Annotated in this window: 15 protein-coding genes and 2 pseudogenes; 10 read left to right on the forward strand and 7 right to left on the reverse strand. The window is 71.0% G+C overall.

What is annotated here, in order from left to right; translation table 11 throughout:
* The first annotated feature begins 261 nt into the window (after positions 1-261).
* From ACZ6C1_RS17935 to ACZ6C1_RS17950, 4 genes are all read left to right on the forward strand, one after another.
* Positions 262-1,011 (forward strand): amino acid ABC transporter ATP-binding protein, encoded by a 750-nt coding sequence (locus ACZ6C1_RS17935; protein ID WP_469242310.1) that lies wholly within the window; start codon positions 262-264, stop codon positions 1,009-1,011.
* Between the two features lie 73 nt (positions 1,012-1,084).
* Positions 1,085-1,918: a glutamate ABC transporter substrate-binding protein gene (locus ACZ6C1_RS17940; protein WP_469242055.1), complete on the forward strand. Its 834-nt coding sequence runs from the start codon at positions 1,085-1,087 to the stop codon at positions 1,916-1,918.
* 75 nt (positions 1,919-1,993) lie between these two features.
* Positions 1,994-2,659 (forward strand): amino acid ABC transporter permease, encoded by a 666-nt coding sequence (locus ACZ6C1_RS17945; RefSeq protein ID WP_469242056.1) that lies wholly within the window; start codon positions 1,994-1,996, stop codon positions 2,657-2,659.
* Positions 2,656-3,612, forward strand: a complete 957-nt coding sequence (locus tag ACZ6C1_RS17950; RefSeq protein ID WP_469242057.1) for an amino acid ABC transporter permease — start codon at positions 2,656-2,658, stop codon at positions 3,610-3,612. Before ACZ6C1_RS17945 ends, ACZ6C1_RS17950 begins: the two co-directional genes overlap by 4 nt.
* 173 nt (positions 3,613-3,785) lie before the next feature.
* Here ACZ6C1_RS17950 and ACZ6C1_RS17955 read toward each other — a convergent pair whose 3' ends face one another.
* The gene (locus ACZ6C1_RS17955; RefSeq protein WP_469242311.1) at positions 3,786-4,550 is read right to left on the reverse strand and encodes a MerR family transcriptional regulator; all 765 of its coding nucleotides are present in this window, start codon (positions 4,548-4,550) and stop codon (positions 3,786-3,788) included.
* 410 nt (positions 4,551-4,960) lie between these two features.
* On the opposite strand from ACZ6C1_RS17955, the gene ACZ6C1_RS17960 reads away from it, so the two are divergent.
* The 3 genes from ACZ6C1_RS17960 to ACZ6C1_RS17970 all read left to right on the forward strand — a co-directional run bounded on the left by ACZ6C1_RS17960 (position 4,961) and on the right by ACZ6C1_RS17970 (position 9,611).
* Positions 4,961-7,246, forward strand: coding sequence for a serine/threonine-protein kinase (locus ACZ6C1_RS17960; RefSeq protein WP_469242058.1), 2,286 nt, complete (start codon positions 4,961-4,963; stop codon positions 7,244-7,246).
* Between the two features lie 226 nt (positions 7,247-7,472).
* Complete coding sequence (locus ACZ6C1_RS17965; protein WP_469242059.1) at positions 7,473-8,231, forward strand: C40 family peptidase; 759 nt, start codon at positions 7,473-7,475, stop codon at positions 8,229-8,231.
* 360 nt (positions 8,232-8,591) lie between these two features.
* On the forward strand, positions 8,592-9,611 hold the full coding sequence (locus ACZ6C1_RS17970) for a hypothetical protein (protein WP_469242060.1): 1,020 nt from the start codon (positions 8,592-8,594) through the stop codon (positions 9,609-9,611).
* Positions 9,612-9,799: 188 nt separating this feature from the next.
* On the opposite strand, the gene ACZ6C1_RS17975 is transcribed toward ACZ6C1_RS17970, so the two are convergent.
* From ACZ6C1_RS17975 to ACZ6C1_RS17990, 4 genes and pseudogenes are all read right to left on the reverse strand, one after another.
* Entirely contained in the window at positions 9,800-10,768 is a 969-nt protein-coding gene (locus ACZ6C1_RS17975) for an alpha/beta fold hydrolase (RefSeq protein ID WP_469242061.1), read from the reverse strand.
* A gap of 188 nt (positions 10,769-10,956) precedes the next feature.
* Positions 10,957-11,778, reverse strand: coding sequence for a cytochrome c oxidase assembly protein (locus ACZ6C1_RS17980; protein WP_469242312.1), 822 nt, complete (start codon positions 11,776-11,778; stop codon positions 10,957-10,959).
* A gap of 11 nt (positions 11,779-11,789) precedes the next feature.
* Positions 11,790-12,014: pseudogene (locus ACZ6C1_RS17985) on the reverse strand (DUF2243 domain-containing protein); the annotation flags it as partial.
* Positions 11,992-12,627 (reverse strand): annotated as a pseudogene (locus ACZ6C1_RS17990) (FAD-dependent monooxygenase); the annotation flags it as partial. The pseudogenes ACZ6C1_RS17990 and ACZ6C1_RS17985, both read right to left, overlap by 23 nt.
* A gap of 72 nt (positions 12,628-12,699) precedes the next feature.
* Between ACZ6C1_RS17990 and ACZ6C1_RS17995 the strand changes: the two are divergent.
* Entirely contained in the window at positions 12,700-13,263 is a 564-nt protein-coding gene (locus tag ACZ6C1_RS17995; protein ID WP_469242062.1) for a TetR/AcrR family transcriptional regulator, read from the forward strand.
* A 127-nt stretch (positions 13,264-13,390) separates the two neighbouring features.
* The gene (locus ACZ6C1_RS18000; RefSeq protein ID WP_469242063.1) at positions 13,391-13,825 is read left to right on the forward strand and encodes a VOC family protein; all 435 of its coding nucleotides are present in this window, start codon (positions 13,391-13,393) and stop codon (positions 13,823-13,825) included.
* 265 nt (positions 13,826-14,090) lie between these two features.
* Here the strand turns inward: ACZ6C1_RS18000 and ACZ6C1_RS18005 are convergent, their stop codons facing one another.
* Positions 14,091-14,312: a hypothetical protein gene (locus ACZ6C1_RS18005; RefSeq protein ID WP_469242064.1), complete on the reverse strand. Its 222-nt coding sequence runs from the start codon at positions 14,310-14,312 to the stop codon at positions 14,091-14,093.
* 87 nt (positions 14,313-14,399) lie between these two features.
* Positions 14,400-15,818, reverse strand: a complete 1,419-nt coding sequence (locus ACZ6C1_RS18010; RefSeq protein ID WP_469242065.1) for a S8 family serine peptidase — start codon at positions 15,816-15,818, stop codon at positions 14,400-14,402.
* Positions 15,819-16,360: 542 nt separating this feature from the next.
* Here ACZ6C1_RS18010 and ACZ6C1_RS18015 point away from each other — a divergent pair.
* On the forward strand, positions 16,361-16,801 hold the full coding sequence (locus ACZ6C1_RS18015; protein ID WP_469242066.1) for a hypothetical protein: 441 nt from the start codon (positions 16,361-16,363) through the stop codon (positions 16,799-16,801).
* The last annotated feature ends 40 nt before the right edge of the window (positions 16,802-16,841 follow it).

Consider the following 16,841-nt stretch of genomic DNA (forward strand, 5'->3'; position numbering starts at 1 on the left):
GTGTCGAAGCGTTCCTCCAATTTACCAGCGTCGGCGTCCGGGCCGGTCGTGGCGGTGATGGCGGTCATCGCGGTGGTGGCGGTGGTAGCGGTCAGGGCGGTGCGGTGCGGTGCGGTGCGGCGGCGCGGGCTCCCCGCGTCCCTCCGGTCTCCCCGTCCCTCCGGTCTCCCCGTCCCTCCGGGAGCGGCTCGGCGTGCGGCGGACCGGAGGCGGATGGAGGATGAAGCCGACGAGGGAGCAGCAGTGGCCAAGACACATGACATGCCGGGCACGCAGGGCGCCCTGGTGGTGCTGAGCAACGTCAACAAGCACTTCGGTGCGCTGCATGTGCTGAAGGACATCAATCTGAGCATCGCCCGAGGCGAGGTGGTCGTCGTCATCGGGCCGTCCGGTGGCGGCAAGTCCACTCTGTGCCGAGCCATCAACCGGCTGGAGACGATCGACTCGGGTGAGATCGCCATCGACGGCAAGCCGCTGCCCGCCGAGGGCCGTGAGCTGGCCGCGCTGCGGGCCGACGTGGGAATGGTCTTCCAGTCGTTCAACCTCTTCGCGCACAAGACCGTGCTGCAGAACGTGACACTCGGGCAGATCAAGGTCCGGAAGAAGGACAAGCGGGCGGCCGAGGAGCGGGCGCGCGCACTCCTCGACCGGGTCGGCGTGGCCTCCCAGGCGGACAAGTACCCCGCACAGCTCTCCGGTGGCCAGCAGCAGCGCGTGGCCATCGCCAGAGCGCTGGCCATGGAACCCAAGATCATGCTCTTCGACGAGCCGACCTCGGCACTCGACCCCGAGATGATCAACGAGGTGCTGGAGGTCATGCAGCAGCTCGCCCGTGAGGGCATGACGATGGCCGTCGTCACCCACGAGATGGGCTTCGCCCGTTCGGCCGCCAACCGCGTGGTGTTCATGGCGGACGGCCGGATCGTGGAGGAGACGACACCCGACGAGTTCTTCAGCAACCCACACACCGACCGTGCGAAGGACTTCCTGTCGAAGATCCTTCACCACTGAGCCGGCCCGGTGACGAACCGGTCCGGTCACGCCGTCTCAGTCCGTTCCCAGTAATCCGGCAGGGATGATCACCATGAAACCTCTCAAGGCCACCGTGGCGGCCGCCGCCGCGGTCGTGCTGTCCGTGACCGCCGTCGCCTGTGGCTCCGACGACGACGGCGGCGCCGGTGACGGTGGCGACAAGGTCACCGTCGGCATCAAGTTCGACCAGCCGGGCATCGGCCTGAAGACGCCGGACGGCAAGTACACGGGCTTCGACGTCGACGTGGCGACCTATGTCGCCAAGGAGCTCGGTTACGAGCCCGGCGACATCGAATGGAAGGAAGCCAAGAGCGCCGACCGCGAGACGCTCCTCCAGCGTGGCGACGTCGACTTCATCGCGGCCTCCTACTCCATCAACGAAGAGCGCCAGCAGAAGGTCGACTTCGCCGGCCCCTACCTCCTGGCGCACCAGGACGTCCTCGTCCGTGCGGACGACGACTCCATCAAGAAGCCCGAGGACCTGAACGACAAGAAGCTCTGCTCGGTCACGGGCTCCACCTCCGCGCAGAACGTGAAGGACAGGATCGCCCCCCGGGCCCAGCTCCAGGAGTACGGCGGTTACTCCGAGTGCCTGACCGGCCTGGAGAACAGGGCTGTCGACGCCCTGACGACCGATGACTCGATCCTCGCCGGTTACGCCGCGCAACCGGAGCACCAGGGGAAGTTCAAGCTCGGCGGCTTCAAGCTCAGCAACGAGAACTACGGCATCGGCGTCCAGAAGGGCAGCGACCTGAAGGACAGGATCAACACCGCTCTCGGAAAGATGGTTTCGGACGGTTCCTGGGACGAGGCAGTGAAGAAGAACTTCGGCCCGGCGAACTACAAGAACGAGCCCGCCCCGAAGATCGGCAACATCGTCCAGTGAGGCAGGACCGGCTCGGCGCGCCGCCTTTCACGGTGGCGCGCCGAGCCTTCCCCGCGCGGGAAAGGGCGGGAGACCGTGTTCGACTTTCTTGAGGGCTACAACATCCTGGGCGCCTTCTGGGTGACGGTGCAGCTCACCGTCTACTCGGCCATCGGCTCCCTGATCTGGGGAACCCTGCTGGCCGCGATGCGGGTCAGCCCCGTGCCCCTGATGCGAGGCTTCGGTACCGCGTACGTCAACATCGTGCGGAACATCCCCTTGACAGTGATCATTGTCTTCACGTCACTGGGTCTCTTCCAGACGCTCAACGTCACCCTCGGCGCGGACGACTTCAAGACCATCAATTTCCGGCTCGCCGTGCTCGGCCTCATCGCCTACACCTCCGCGTTCGTCTGCGAGGCACTGCGGTCCGGCATCAACACCGTCGCCATCGGCCAGGTGGAGGCGGCACGCGCCATCGGCCTGCCGTTCACCCAGACCCTGAGGCTGATCGTCCTCCCACAGGCCTTCCGCTCCGTGGTCGGACCGCTGACGAACGTGCTGATCGCACTCACCAAGAACACCACGGTGGCCGCCGCGATCGGTGTCGCCGAAGCGGCTCTCCTGATGCGGGAAATGATCGAGAACGAGGCGCAGCTCATCCTGATCTCCGCCATCTTCGCGTTCGGGTTCATCTGTCTCACCCTCCCGACCGGGCTGTTTCTCGGATGGGTGAGCAAGAAGGTGGCGGTGAAGCGATGACCTCCGTCCTCTACGACGCCCCCGGCCCGCGCGCCAGACGGCGCAACGTCCTGTACACCGTGATGTTCCTGGCCGCCCTCGGCGCACTGATCTGGTGGGTGGCACTGGCCCTGGCCGACAAGGGCCAGCTCGAATGGATCAAGTGGGATCCGTTCTTCACCGATGCCCGGGCCTGGAGCACCTTCCTCCTTCCGGGACTCCAGAACACCCTCATCGCCGCAGCCCTCGCCATGGCCATCGCGTTGCCCCTCGGAGCGCTCCTCGGGATCGCCCGGCTCTCCGACCACTGGTGGGTACGCGGCATCGGGGGAACGGTCGTGGAGTTCTTCCGCGCCATTCCGGTGCTGATCCTGATGCTGTTCGCCAACGCGGCGTACGCCGAGTTCACCGACATCAGCCCGGAGAACCGGCCGCTGTACGCCGTGGTCACTGGTCTCGTCCTCTACAACGCCTCGGTCCTGGCCGAGGTGGTACGAGCCGGAATCCTGTCCCTGCCCCACGGCCAGACCGACGCGGCCAAGGCGATCGGCATGCGCAAGGGCCAGACCATGACGTACGTCCTGCTGCCCCAGTCGGTCACCGCGATGCTGCCGGCGCTCGTCAGCCAGCTCGTGGTCATCGTGAAGGACACCGCACTCGGCGGCGCGCTCCTGGGATTCTCCGAGCTGCTGGCGTCGGTCCGCCCGATGAGCGCCAACTACGGCGCGAACACCATCGCCAGCTTCACCGTCGTGGCGGTGATCTTCGTCGTACTGAACTTCCTGCTCACCAGCTTCGCCAGTTGGCTGGAGGGCAGACTGCGCCGCGGCAAGAAGTCCACCGGTGCGGTGGTCGGCGCCGACGCGGTCGCGGAACTCGCCACGCCGGGCGAACACGTCGTCCCGGCCGAGCCCGGCGAACCGGGCGGGCGCCGGGCGGACGGCAGGGCCGGGCGAGACGGCAAGGAGCAGTGACGGAACGAAGGAGCCCCGGGGGAGCGGCCGGTGCGGGCCGAGGGGCGCGGTGAGGCCGTAGGCCGCACCTTCAGCCGACGGGCTCGAATGGCGGCTGCGGGGGTGCCGGCACCGCGGACGTGGCTGATGCCCGCCGGTCCCTTGAAGCCGGGGACCGGATGGAGCGGGGCCGGTCAGGCGGCCGGGCCGAAGAGCTCGGCGAGCAGCGCGGCCCCCTCGGACGGGGCCCGTACCCGAAGGTGCAGGACGGGGCCGTCGAGGTGAAGGCGGAAGTCGAAGAACGGGCAGCACCGCTGCTCGGCGACGGCCAGGGACGCGACGGCCCCCGCCCGGCCGACGGGCAGGGTGAGGAGGACGCCCCCGGCGATGTTCTGCCGCTCCGCACCGTCGATCAGCCGCCGCCACTGGGCGGTGCGCTCGCCCAGGCCCTCACCGTTCAGGGAGCAGGCGACCGGCGCACCCCGCCACCCCTCACCGGCCCGCTCGGCATCCCGGTGGCCGGGCAGCACGCCACCGTCGACCGGCACGGCGGCAGGCGCGGCGGGAACGAGGAAACCGCACCGCGGGTCACAGCGGCCGGACCGGTCGGGCAGCGCGTCGAGGTGGGCCAGCGCCGTGCGCAGGGTGGCGGTGAACGCCGCCAGCTCGGCGGCGCGTGCTTCGACGTCCGCGATCCGTGCGGCGATCCGCGGCCGCAGGTCGGCCTTCACTTCCGCGCACGCGCCGGACTCCCACACAGCCAGCAGCTCCGAGACCTCCTCCAGTGACAGCCCGAGGCGCTTGGCCTCGCCGATGAACGCCAGGCGCTCGACGGCGTCCTCGCCGTAGAGGCGGTAGCCGGCCGGGGAACGGCCGGCGGGCAGCAGCCCGGCGCTCTCGTAGAACCGCAGCGTGGTGGCCGGAACACCGGAGCGTTCGGCGAGCTGGGAGATCCGCATCGTGCCCACACCCCGACGGTAGACCTTCGACCCGGCTCGAAGGTCAAGGGCGTGAGGCGCGGGGGCAGAGCGAGCCGCGGTGCAGCCGGCGAGCACGGCGCCGGCACGCAACTTCCCGAGCGCCGGGACGTGGCGGTGGAGGGTGGCGCCGGGGTGGGGGTGCGGAACCGACCCGTGCGCCCCCCCGGAATGCCCCGTGAATTGTCCGGAGAGCGTCCGCCGGACGTCGCTGACCTGCGGTGGAGCAGGCCGGTTATCCATGGACGTCCCGGGACGCCGGATTGCTGTCCGCGGGGGGTGATTTGCCGCTACTCCTATAGGCAGCAAGTCCGCGCCGCCGCTACCGGTCGGCGCGGTGGCAACGACCGCGGCGCGGGTTTTCGCCCGTACGCGGAGCCAGGGAGGCAGTGATGGTGGGGCGTCGGGAACAGCCGTTGGATCCGGGCGGGGGGCCGGTGGTCGAGTTCGCCGCGGGACTGCGCCGGTTACGGCAGGACGCGGGGAGCCCCTCGTACGACGTGATGTCGAAGCGGGTCACCTACGGCAGGGCGACCCTGCACGCGGCGGCCCGAGGCCACAACCTCCCCTCGAAGGACGTGGCACTGGCGTTCGTACGGGCCTGCGGCGGCAATGAGCGGGCCGTACGCGAGTGGGCACGGCGCTGGGAGAACACCAAGGCCCGGCTCGAGCAGGACCTGGATCACCTGGATCACCAGGACGCGCAGGACGCGCAGGACGCGCAGGACACGGGCGGGTCCAGCGCCGAGGAGCCCCCCGCGGCCGGCAGCCGCTCCGGAGCCGGCGTCCGGCCGGACGCCGGCGGGGAGACACGGCAGGAGACGCTGCGTCCGCTGGGCCCCAACGACCCGCGTGAGGTCGGCGGTTTCACGCTGCTGCGGTTTCTCGGGGCCGGCGCGATGGGGCGCGTCTACCTGGGGGAGAGCCTGGGTGGCCGCAAGGTCGCCATCAAGGTGATCGACGGTGCGCGGTCAGGGAACGCGGAGTTCCGGGCGCGGTTCCGGCAGGAGATCGCCGCGGCCCGCCGGGTGCACGGCATGTTCACCGCGGCGGTGGTGGCGTCCGACCCGGACGCCGAGGACCCGTGGCTGGCCACCGAGTACGTGGCCGGGCCCTCGCTCCAGGAGATGGTCGGCGAGCAGGGCCCGATGCCGGTGGACACGGTGATCCGGCTGGCCGCGGGGATCGCCGAGGCACTGGCGGCCATCCACGGCGCCGACGTGGTGCACCGCGACCTGAAGCCGGGCAACGTGCTGGTGGCCAAGGACGGGCCGAAGGTCATCGACTTCGGCATCGCCCGCACGCGGGACGCCACCACCCTGACCCGTACGCAGATGCTGATGGGCACGCCCGGCTACGTGGCGCCCGAGCGGCTGACGAAGGGAGACGTGGGGCCGGCGTGCGATGTGTTCTCCCTCGGCGCGCTGCTGGCGTTCGCCTCGACGGGCCGGCTGCCGTTCGGTACCGAACCGTCGGAGATCGGCTTCCGGATCGTGCACGGCGAGCCCGACCTGGAGCCGGTGCCCGAGGACCTGCGGGAACTGGTCGCGTGGTGTCTGGCCAAGGATCCGGACGAACGCCCGAGCCCCCGTCAGGTGATCGACTGGTGCTGTGAACGCGCCGGCCAGCCGGGGCCGGGCTGGCTGCCCGCCCCGCTGACCGGGATGATCCGGCAGCGCGCCCGGGAGGCCGCCGAGGTCCGTGTGCCCGACCCGGGACCGAAGGCGGGCGACTCCCGCCCGCGGGCCGCACGGGTGATGCTCGCCACGGCGGCGGTGACGGCGGTCATCGCCCTCGTGGGAGCGCTGTTGAACCTGAACCCGCCGTCGCGGGGTGACCGTGCCAATCCGCCCGTCATCAGTTCCCCGACCGGTGGCTCGACCGCCGGGGCGACCGCCGGGGCGACCGCCGGGGCGACGGCCGGCCCGACCGGGGGATCCACGGCCGGTCCTACGGATGGGGCCACGCCCACGGTCACCGGCGGACCGGGCGGCAGCGCCACGGGCGACGCCAGCCAGGGCCCGACCGGCGGCCCCGTCACCGGGGGAACCGTCACCGGCGGCGCGACCGGCGGTACCACGGAGGGCGGCCTCAGGCCGACCGGCGGCACGTCGAGCGGACCCACACAGGGGGCGACCACTGGGACCACGGCCGGCAAGACGGCCGGGACCACCCAGGGCCCCGGAGGCGGCGGGCCGTCGCCCGGCACGTCACAAGGCACCTCACAAGGCACCTCGGAGGGAACCTCGGAGGGAACCTCCACGGGCACCTCGCAAGGCACCTCCAACGGCACGTCGCAAGGCACCTCGCAAGGCACTGAACAGGTCAAGAACCCGCCGGAGCCCATCCTTATGGGCACCTCCGTCTACGTCCAGCCCCGCTCCGAGACCGTGGACTGCACCAAGCCCATCACGTTCACCTTCTCCGCGACCGCCCGGCGCACCGGGACGATCAACTACACCTGGTACCCCGACGAGCGCCTGACCGACCGGGGCTACCGGCCCCGCGCGGGCAGCATGACCTTCACCACTCCCAACACCCAGTACGAGACCTTCGAGGTCCAGCTTCAGGGCACCCAGTCCGGCCAGGTGGTACAGGGCGAGATGGCCGTGCAGGTCAGCTCCCCCGAGGTCGACCGCCAGAAGGTCGGCGATCAGTTCTACCTGACCTGCTCCTGACGCCTCGTCGAGGGCAGGCCCGCGTGCGGCCTCTCCCCGGGCCTGCCCCCTGACAGCTCCCCCTCTCCTCACCGGCACGCGGCGCGCCATGCCGCGGCACGGCCCCGTCATGCCCAAAACCGGCCCACCGGCCCCGGCGTACGGCCGTGGGACACCGCAGCCGAACGCCGTCCGCGCCTCACCGGCCCAGAACCCGCCCTTCGCTTCCGTCCAAGGAGAAGTCCCGATGCGCACCCGAACCCGTCCCGTCACGGCCACCGCCGCCGCGGCGAAGCTCGCCGCGGTCCTGGTCCTCGGCCTGCTGGCCGTGCTCCTCGGCCCGGACCTGGCACACCACCTGTCCGCCCCGCGGCCGGCCACCACGGCGGCGGCCCACCCGTCGCCGCCCTACGCCCCCCACCCGGCCGCTGCCGGCTCGGTCGTGCTGCAGCGCGGCGACACTCTCTGGTCACTGGCCCGTCGCCACGGAACCACCGTCGCCGCCCTGCAGAAGGCCAACCGCCTCGGCCGTTCCACCCTCATCCACGCCGGACACCGCCTCCGCCTCCCGGCCGGCGATACTGCGCCCCACCCGAGGGCGGCGGGCACCACGCCCGGGAACACCGGCGACACCCGCGGGCCGTCCGCCCGCGCCGCAGGCCCGGGCCGCGCCGCCGTGGCCTTCGTACGGAACCGGCTCGGCACCCCCTACCTGTGGGGTGGCACAGGCAGGGGCGGTTACGACTGCTCCGGCCTCGTCCAGGCGGCCTGGCGCTCCGCCGGTGTGACGCTGCCCCGCACCACCTACGAGCAGGTCCACGCCGGCACCCGCATTCCCCGCACGAAGCTGCGCCCGGGGGACCTGGTCTTCACCCACCGCCTCGGCCACGTCCAGATGTACGCCGGCGGCGGCCGGATCCTCGAGGCCACCCGCCCGGTGGTGCGCTACGCGCCCCTGCCGGCCGCCCACGGCGTCACCGCCTACCTCCGCCCCACCCGCCGCTGACCGCGGGGCCCGGACAGCCGGCCGACAGCACCCGGACCCGCATCACGGTCCGCTCCGACACCTCCACGAGCAGGAGCCATTGTCCGGTCGCCTGCCTGCCGAACCGCTCCGACCTGCACTCCGGACATCCGGACATCCGTCGGCCCCGGTTTCTCCCTCCGTCCTGCCGGGGCCGCCGGACGCCATGACGCCGCACCGATCACCACTGAGGAGAACAGCATGAACAAGCTCCGGCAGCGCTGCCGCGCCGCCATCCGTCCCGTTCCCGGTCCTGTTCCTGCCGGATCCGGCCGGCCGGGAAGCCGCGTCGCGCCCCGTCCGCGCCCCGACGGCCGTGCCCGACGTGGTGCACCGGCCGTCATGGGCCTCCGCACCCACCCCGGCAGGATCCGCGGCCTGGCCGTGACCCTGTTCCTGGCCGTTCTGGCCACCCTCCTGCACAGCGTGCCGGCCCACGCCGGGCCCAGCCCGGTCCCCACCACCGCGATGGCCCGCTGCACCAACGGATTCGACCCGGACGGGTCCGCCGCCCTGCACCTGTCCGGTGGCCGGGGCACCAGCTTCCCCTCGGACGCCCGGGGCCTGCGCCCCGGCGACGTCATCCGCATCGTCCCGCGCATGAACGACGAGGTTTCCACCACCGGCTTCTGGTGGCAGCCCGCCGACGGCTCCAACTGGGTCACCCCCGCCGGCACCGACCCTCGGCAGCCCGCCCCCGCCGGCTACCCGGCGCCCGGCCTGAACACGTACAGCCTCATCGGCCGCCTCACCGGCGCCCAGCCCTTCGAGGTCCTCAACCGTCTCGGCTGCCGTCAGGTCGGTGTCTCCGGGAAACTGGACCTGCGCATCAACGACCCCCAGGACTGGGACAACTTCGGCGCCTGGAACGTCGACGTCCAGCTCTACCGCAATCCCCTGCAGGACGGCGGATTCGAGGAGCAGCGCACCTCCACCGTCTCCCAGCCCTGGAACGTGGAGGGCCCCGACTTCAAGACCGTCTCCACCTCGCCCACCGGGGCCAACTCCGGCGGCAAGTCCGTCGTGTTGAGCTCGCCCGGCACGCGTGTGTGGAACGCCGTGTCCCAGCCCATCCCGGTGCGCCCCCACACCGACTACGTGATCACCGGGTTCTTCCGCACCTCGAGCAATGTCAACACGGCCTTCTTCGGAGTCCGCAAGCCCGGTGTCCGGCTGCCCGTCGAACGCCACTTCGGCCCCGCACCGGGCTGGTGCCCGGCGACGACGCCCACCTGTTACGGGCAGATCAGCGTGCCCTTCAACTCCGGTGACCACACCACCGTGACCGCCTTCGCCGGCTTCTGGGGCGTCGGGGCACCCGCGCACATGGCCATCGACGACATCAGGGTCCTGTCCAGCTGACGCCGGGCTCGGCAGACCGGGCAGCATCCTCGCCCACCTCGCCACTCCGCCCCGAGTGCCGCCGAGTCCCACCGGCAGCACTCGGGGCTCCGGCCGCCCGCAGTCACCGCGGCCGTCAGCCGACTGTTCGGGCCCGGTCGTCCCTGTCGGCTGTCGGGTTCCGCCGGCTCACCGAGTGAAAAGACCTCTCAGCTCTCCGAACCGTCCCGGACAGGGGCGGCCACTGATGCGACGGCTTCGACGAGAGCGTCGGCGCCTTCCCAGTTGATCATGTGACCCGCGCCGGGCACGGTGACCAGCCGCGCACCGCGTATGCCCGCGGCCATCCGCCGCGCGTGGACGGGCGGTGTCGAGCGGTCATCGCCGCCGACCACGACGACGCTGGGCACGGTGATCTCACCGAGGCGCGGATAGTGGTCCTCCGCGGCGAAGGCCCGCACCACCGGCAACAACGGGGCGTGGTCCTGCCGTAGGAAGACATCGCGGTAGACCGAGATCATCGCGGGGGACGGCAGACGGCCGCACTGGACGGCGCCGAAGAGGAGAGCGCCGGTTCGCGTGCGCATCCAGCGCTGGATGATGCCGGCTCTGATCAGCGGGATCTGCAGCCGGTTCTGCGGCGCTCCGTCGTAGATCCGGCCCGCCCATGTGGCGACGAGCACCAGGCCGCGCAGACGCCTGGCGACCTCGCCGTGGTCCAGGACCGCACGGATCGCGAGGAAGCCGCCCATGGAGTGGCCCACCAGCACACCGTCCGTGACGTCGAAGTGCTCCAGCACGGCGGCGTAGTCCTCCGCCATGGGCGCGGCGCCGGCGCCGTCACGACCGAGCGTGGACCGCTCGTGGCCGCGCTGGTCGAAGGCCACGACACGGTGACCGGCCGAGCGTAGCTCCTCCCAGATCAGATTCCACTCCAGCAGTGAGGCGCCGTAGCCGTGGGCGAGCACCACCGTTGGTCCCTTCCCTGCCACGAGAGCGCGCAGCACCGTTCCGTCCGGCCGTGGAATGAACACCTCTTCGCCTTCGGGCTCACGAGCGAGCCGGTCCTGTGGATACGGATCGGGGTTCCGCGCGATCCGATCGGCGGCCGCCCGCGCCGCCGCCACACCGGCGGCGCCCAGAACGGCGAGAGCGGTGCCCGCTCGTATGCCCTTCATCGCATGCCCCTCCCGGGAGGATGACTACGGGGAGTCTACGCAGCATCCCCAGGAGGAAACCGGGAACCGGCAATCGCGCCCAGTACGGCGAGGGCGCGTCAACTCCTGTGGCGTGCCTCCCGGTCCGGAACTCGACACTCCTCGCCGCGGGTTCGCTCGCCCCCCTCATGCCCGGACCGTCGCCGGCGTCAGACGGGTGCCGATGCCCCTCCGGAAGCGACGGTCTCACGAGGCGCCGCGCGCCGGTGTTCGGGGCGCCAGGTGGCCACCAGGGCGGCGGCCAGCAGCAATTCGGCGATGTCGCCGCCGTAGTACATGATCTCCGCGCCGCCCTGGACCTGGTGGATCGGTGCGTGGACATCGACCCAGAAGCCGCCGTACAGCAGTTGGGAGATCACCGCGTGCGCCGCGATCGCGACGCCGAGGTAGACGAGCCGGACCCGCACGCCGGGGCGGGCGGGCGCGGGATCGGGTCCGGCGATGACGTGGGCGAACAGGCATCCGGACAGCAGGAAGTGCGCGTGCAGCAGCCAGTGCGCCGCCGTGTTGTCCATGGTCGCGTTGTAGAGGGGGGTGAAGTAGAGCGCTCCGAGACTGCCCGTGGACAGCGCCAGCGCCACCGCCGGGTGGGCGATCACGCGGGCGGGCGGGCTGTGCAGCACGGTGGTCAGCCGCCGTCCCCGGGCCGCGGGAAGGGCGCGCAGCAGGAGGGTGACGGGGGCCGCCAGGACGAGCGTGAGGGGCGCGTACATGCCGATGAGCATGTGCTGGGCCATGTGGCCGCGGAAGTCCACGAGCGCGAAGGGGGCCACAGAGGGCAGCAAGGCCACGCCGAGCAGGACGATGCCCGTGAGGAAGCTGATGGTCCGCCACCGGTTCCAGCCGAGGACCGCGTTGCGGCGGCGGGCCCGACGGGCGAGCAGCAGGTAGGCGCAGGCGGCAGCCGGCAGGACCAGTGCGGGCAGCAGCGTCTCCAGGGCGCTGCCCGCGGTGTGCCCATGGCCGGGCATGTCGTGGTCCATCAGGCGCGGCGGCCTTCCCGCTCGGCGGGAGCGCCCGGGTCGAAGGGCCGGCCGCTGCGCTGGAGCAGATGACCACCGGAGACCAGCACGGCACCGAGGCCGAGGAAACCGATGTCCCACCAGACCTGGCCATCTCCGGCGTAGACGTGGTGGATGCCCAGGATGTGGTGGTCCAGGACGCCTTCGACGAGGTTGAACAGGCCCCAGCCGACGAGCAATGTGCCCGAACTCGGCGCCGTGCCCCCAGGTCAGCTCGAAGTCCGTGCGCAGGTCGACCGCCCGCCGGGTGATGCCGCGCAGCACCGTCGAGCCGCTGTAGACCGGGCCGGGGTGGGCCGGGAAGAGACGGTTGCGGATTTTGCTCCCGATGCCGTCGGCGGCCACCACGAGATCGGCGTCCAGAACCGTGTCGCCGCAGCCGACCCGGACCGTCCCGGGGGTGATCTGCTCGACCGAACCCGCCTCGGATCCGATCAGCAGTGCCTCGGCGGGCAGCGAGTCGCGAAGCAGCCGGTGCAAGGTGGATCGGGGGATGCCCATGATCGGCGTGCCAACCGCCTTCTCCAGTGCCGCGCCGTCCATCCGGGCCAGCCAACCGCCCTGTGGCGTGCGGGTGCCGCCGGTGTACTGGCCTCGCGAGGCATTCCGTACCGCCTCGCCGACGCCGAGTTCGTCCAGTGCCCGCAGGCCGTTGGCGGCCAGTGAGATGCCCGCCCCCGCGTCCTCGGGGATGGACGCGCGCTCCACCACCGTCACTTCCCATCCGATGCGGCGCAGACCGATCGCGGCGGCCAGCCCACCGATACCTCCTCCGACCACCACTGCCGTGCTGCCCATGTCCGAGCCCCCCTTCTTCTACATCTGTAGAAACCAACCCTATCCGAGTCTCTACAGGTGTAGAAAGGAGCTATGGCTTCGGATCGGCGCACCCACCTCGCGGACGCGGCTCTCGACGTACTCGCCGACGAAGGGATCCGCGGCCTGACCCACCGCGCGGTGGACCGTAAGGCGGCCATGCCACCCGGCACCACGTCGGCCTACTTCCGCACCAGGGCCGCGCTGCTCACCGGACTCGTCACCCGCCTGGTCCAACTCGACCAGGCGGAACTGCAATCGATGGCCGAGGAGCTTCCGCCCCTGCGCACGGCCGACGAACTGGTGGACGGCATCCTGCTGCTGACCCGGCAGCGGCTCACCGGCGAGGGGCGCCGACGCTCGCTCGCCCGTTACGCCTGCGCCGTCGAGAGCGTGCGCGACTCCGAGCTGCGCGACATCCTCGTACCGCGCGAGAACGCCGGCCGCCAGGCCGTCCGGCTGTGCCTCGCCGCGCATGGCGTCAGGGACGTCGAGAATCGCACACACACCCTGCTGACCTGCGTCGACGGACTCGTCTTCGACCGGCTGGTCAGCGGTGGCGAGGTAGCCCGCGAGGCCGTCGAAGGCCTGGTCGCCGCTGCCCTGCGTGAAGCTTGACAGGCTTCCGCCCGCCCCGGCCGACCGCGCTTCCTTGCGGGCCGCCGGGACGAGAAGGCGGTCTCATGTCAACGTGCGGCTCCGGAGCGGGAGATGAGCGTCGGAATCCCCCTGCTACGGTGGTCCGATGGCTTCGATCAAGGAGTTCCAAGTCACCTTCGACTGCGCGGAACCGGAGCGCGTCGCTCGTTTCTGGTGCGAGGTGTTGGGGTACGTCGTACCGCCGCCACCGCGGGGCTTTGCCACGTGGGACGATTTCGATCGCTCGCAGGCTCCTGAGGACCGGGGTTCGTGGTTCGCATGCGTGGATCCCTCAGGTGTGGGCCCGAGGCTGTTCTTCCAGCGCGTTCCCGAAGGCAAGGTCGTGAAGAACCGGCTGCATCTTGACGTGCGGGTCGGCACCGGGCTCGTGGGTGAGGAGCGCCTCTCCGTCCTTGAGGCCGAATGCGCACGACTGGTCGCGCTCGGCGCGGTGCGCGAGCGAGTTCTGCTCGCCGATGAGGACAACGAGTCGTGCATCGTGATGCGGGACGTCGAGGGCAACGAGTTCTGTCTCGACTGACCGTCCTCCGGGGCGGCGAGGCGAGGGCCGGTCGCCTCGGACGGGCGTGTACGGGGCGTTGTCGTCGACGGCTGGAAAGCGGCCGACGTAGCCCTCCCGACCGTTCACCCGCGGACCGCGCGACCTCCGGGGCGAGCGCCTCCGTGCTTGACGCCTGCGTCGCGCGGTGGTACGGCAGGGAGCCCGCCACCGTGTCCCGGTCCGGCCTGTCCGGCCGACGGCTCCTCGGCCGGCACCCCGTGCGACCACCGCTCAGGACGCGGCCTCAGCCACCCAGGTCGAACTCGGAACTGGGATACGCCTCGACTGGGAGGCCGAGGCCGCCCACCCGCGTCCGTAGATCGGCAGGACCCTCGGCCTGCACCACCAACTCGTCGTCACCGAGCGGCACCGGGGCGACATCCAGCAGGGTGCCGCCGATGGTGGACAGCCGGGTCGCCAGTTGGCCGAGGTCGGTGCTGACCGGCACCGTCAGGAGCCACTTCATCCATGACCTCCCCGGCCGTTCGGTCCACGGGCTTCTCGCCGTCCGCCCTACGCGGGCCGGTCGCTTCCCGATCGAAGCTTCCGCGGCTCACGTCTTGCGCAGCAGGAACGAGTACGACGCCGCAGCGTTGACGATCCCACGACCATAGCCGGGATCCCATGCCTTCCCCGTCGGGTTGACCAGCCCGGCCAGCAGGGCCTCGCGGAGCTCGCCCGGAGTCACCTCCGGGAACGCGGACAGCAGCAGCGCCCCAACACCCGCCGCAACCGGGGTGGCCGCCGACGTCCCGTTGTCGAAGGGCGACAACGGGGGCGCCGGCACTCCGCCGGGACGGCCCGGGCCGAAGTTGCCGAAGAGGTGCGTGTACGAGGCGAAGTCCGGCTTCTTCTCCTCGAACATGCCGGGCCCCTGCGACGAGTAACCGACCCGCTCCTGGCGGCTGTTGACCGCTGCGACCGTCAGGACCTCCGCAAGGCTGTTGGAGGCGTGGATGGAGCGCCCGGGGCCGATTCCGCTGCGGTCGCACGCACGGCTCGGGCACTGGACGCCGCAGTTCCCGGCCGCGAAGAACGCCGCCGCTCCGGAGGCCACGACCTCGCGGACTTTGCGGTGAAGCGGATGGTCCAACTCCCAGATCTCGTGCCCGGGGGCGAGTTCGTGGCGCGGGACGCCGGTGAACCCGTAGCTGTTGTTCGTCAGATGCGGCGTGCCGTCGAGCCTGCGATGCTCCAGCACCGCCTGGAACATCGTCAGTGCCCCACCGGAGTCGGGACGCCCGAGGAAGGGGTAGTGGTACAACCTCGCCGCGGGTGCCGCGACGAGGATGTCGGCGGCGCACATCGAACCGTGGCTGGTGATGGGGGCGGCACCCGGCTGGAGGGACGCTCCGGGGCGGGTGAAGGCGCCGGAGACCGGGTAGACCTGCCCGTTCACACCCTCGTCGATGATGCCGACCACGATGTTCTGCCCCCGGAAACCGTCCTGCCACGGCCTGGCGACGCCCAGCAGGGCACGGATGGTGTCGATGGTGGCCCCAGGGCGGAAGGGCCGGCAGTCGAGGCCGGTACGCGAGCGGGCGAGGTCGAACGCGCTCGCCGCGACGTCCGCGCCGGGGCTCCGCTCGTCCTCGTCGAGCACCAGCGGGGAGCGCGCCCACACCCGGACTCCCTCGCGCTCCCGCAGCTCCGCCAGCTTGGTCGGGTCGATTTCCACGGGCAGGACTTCCGAGGTGGGAGCGAAGTCGGGATTGGTCTCCGGAACCGCGAACTCCAGCAGTGCGCCCAGCGGCTCGTGCGCGCCTTCCCCTTCAAGGGGCGTGCTGAACATCGGGACGGGTACGAAGTTCTCGTCCGGCTCGACGCCGAGCCCCGCCACCCGGTCGAGGCCGGGGAGGGCTTGGCCGAGTGCCGATGCCTCGGAGGCCACGGCTTCCCTGAAAGCAGTGAACCCCTCACGCTGGTCGGGATGGAGCGGTTCGACTTCGAGCAGCAACTTGATCTTGGCCATGATGCGGCCTTCCTCTCCGTCCGCCGGCAGCAATGCCGTGGGCGTGCGGCCGCGCGTCGGATGGTTGTCCTGAGCCCCCGCGAATGCCTGCTCGGTTGGGCCCCGGGCCGCTGGTGCCTTGTCCCTCGATCAGGTGCCTGGTCGTCGGGTCGGCCCGGGTTGACGGCAGGTGTACCAAAGATTCAGCCCTTTACCACAAATCTATGGAAATTGCCTGTTATGCGCAACTGTGCTGGGTAGTTGACGGTTGCACTTCGCCGTCTCCGTCATCGTCGGCGCCACCGCGATCGACACATGTGAGGCGACCTGGCCCTGGTCGCGGGCGTACCGCTGCCGCGTGCCGGCACGGCCCTGGTGCCGGCCCAACGCCGGCGGATCCCGGACGCCCGTCCTGCTCTCGCGACCGCCGTGCCGTTCACCCATTCGGCAGGAGCGCCCCCGCACGTCCCGCACGGTGGGCGCTGTCCGGCTCGCGAGATCGCGCGGGTCCCAACACCCTGGAGGGGTGTGCTCGAGGCACATGCCTGTCCAGAAGGGACGAAATGAACATCGCAGAGCTGACCGGGACGTACACCTACCGGAGCTTTCTCAACCGGCCGGAGCTCGTTGACGACTTCAACAAGCTTCGATTCGCGCAGCTGGAGCTGAGGCTTGTCGCCGAACCGGACGGCGCCGTCAACGGTGCCCTGGTCTTCTCGGAGGAACCCGGAACCGAATCCATCGCGATGGAAATGACTGGACGGGCTTCCGGTTCGTCGCCCGTGGCGTTCACCTTGACCGGCAAGGGCCGCCCCAACAGCCCCATCGCCGACTTCCACTACGAGTACGACGGCATCGTCCTGCGCCACTGGGAGGCCGGGGTCGGCCAGCGGATGACCCTCGCCGGAACGGTGCTGCGCGCGGCGGACCACGGGAGTGGTTCCAGCCTGGCGAGGGCCGGACAGACGGCCAGCTTCCTGGCGGTGAAGCGCGACGACGCCTGACCCCGCCGGCCATGCCGCACGCAATCGTCGGCCCGGCGGT

It is taken from the genome of Streptomyces sp. NPDC041796, assembly GCF_055590785.1.

What these genes read in the sequence shown, in the direction of transcription:
- ACZ6C1_RS18015 (WP_469242066.1), top strand. Translation starts at nt 16,361, where the DNA reads ATGAACATCGCAGAGCTGACCGGGACGTACACCTACCGGAGCTTTCTC.
- ACZ6C1_RS17935 (WP_469242310.1), top strand. Translation starts at nt 262, where the DNA reads ATGCCGGGCACGCAGGGCGCCCTGGTGGTGCTGAGCAACGTCAACAAG.
- ACZ6C1_RS18000 (WP_469242063.1), top strand. Translation starts at nt 13,391, where the DNA reads ATGGCTTCGATCAAGGAGTTCCAAGTCACCTTCGACTGCGCGGAACCG.
- ACZ6C1_RS18010 (WP_469242065.1), bottom strand. Translation starts at nt 15,818, where the DNA reads ATGGCCAAGATCAAGTTGCTGCTCGAAGTCGAACCGCTCCATCCCGAC.
- ACZ6C1_RS17960 (WP_469242058.1), top strand. Translation starts at nt 4,961, where the DNA reads ATGGTGGGGCGTCGGGAACAGCCGTTGGATCCGGGCGGGGGGCCGGTG.
- ACZ6C1_RS17950 (WP_469242057.1), top strand. Translation starts at nt 2,656, where the DNA reads ATGACCTCCGTCCTCTACGACGCCCCCGGCCCGCGCGCCAGACGGCGC.
- ACZ6C1_RS17995 (WP_469242062.1), top strand. Translation starts at nt 12,700, where the DNA reads ATGGCTTCGGATCGGCGCACCCACCTCGCGGACGCGGCTCTCGACGTA.
- ACZ6C1_RS17955 (WP_469242311.1), bottom strand. Translation starts at nt 4,550, where the DNA reads ATGCGGATCTCCCAGCTCGCCGAACGCTCCGGTGTTCCGGCCACCACG.
- ACZ6C1_RS17980 (WP_469242312.1), bottom strand. Translation starts at nt 11,778, where the DNA reads ATGCCCGGCCATGGGCACACCGCGGGCAGCGCCCTGGAGACGCTGCTG.
- ACZ6C1_RS18005 (WP_469242064.1), bottom strand. Translation starts at nt 14,312, where the DNA reads ATGAAGTGGCTCCTGACGGTGCCGGTCAGCACCGACCTCGGCCAACTG.
- ACZ6C1_RS17965 (WP_469242059.1), top strand. Translation starts at nt 7,473, where the DNA reads ATGCGCACCCGAACCCGTCCCGTCACGGCCACCGCCGCCGCGGCGAAG.
- ACZ6C1_RS17975 (WP_469242061.1), bottom strand. Translation starts at nt 10,768, where the DNA reads ATGAAGGGCATACGAGCGGGCACCGCTCTCGCCGTTCTGGGCGCCGCC.
- ACZ6C1_RS17970 (WP_469242060.1), top strand. Translation starts at nt 8,592, where the DNA reads ATGGGCCTCCGCACCCACCCCGGCAGGATCCGCGGCCTGGCCGTGACC.
- ACZ6C1_RS17940 (WP_469242055.1), top strand. Translation starts at nt 1,085, where the DNA reads ATGAAACCTCTCAAGGCCACCGTGGCGGCCGCCGCCGCGGTCGTGCTG.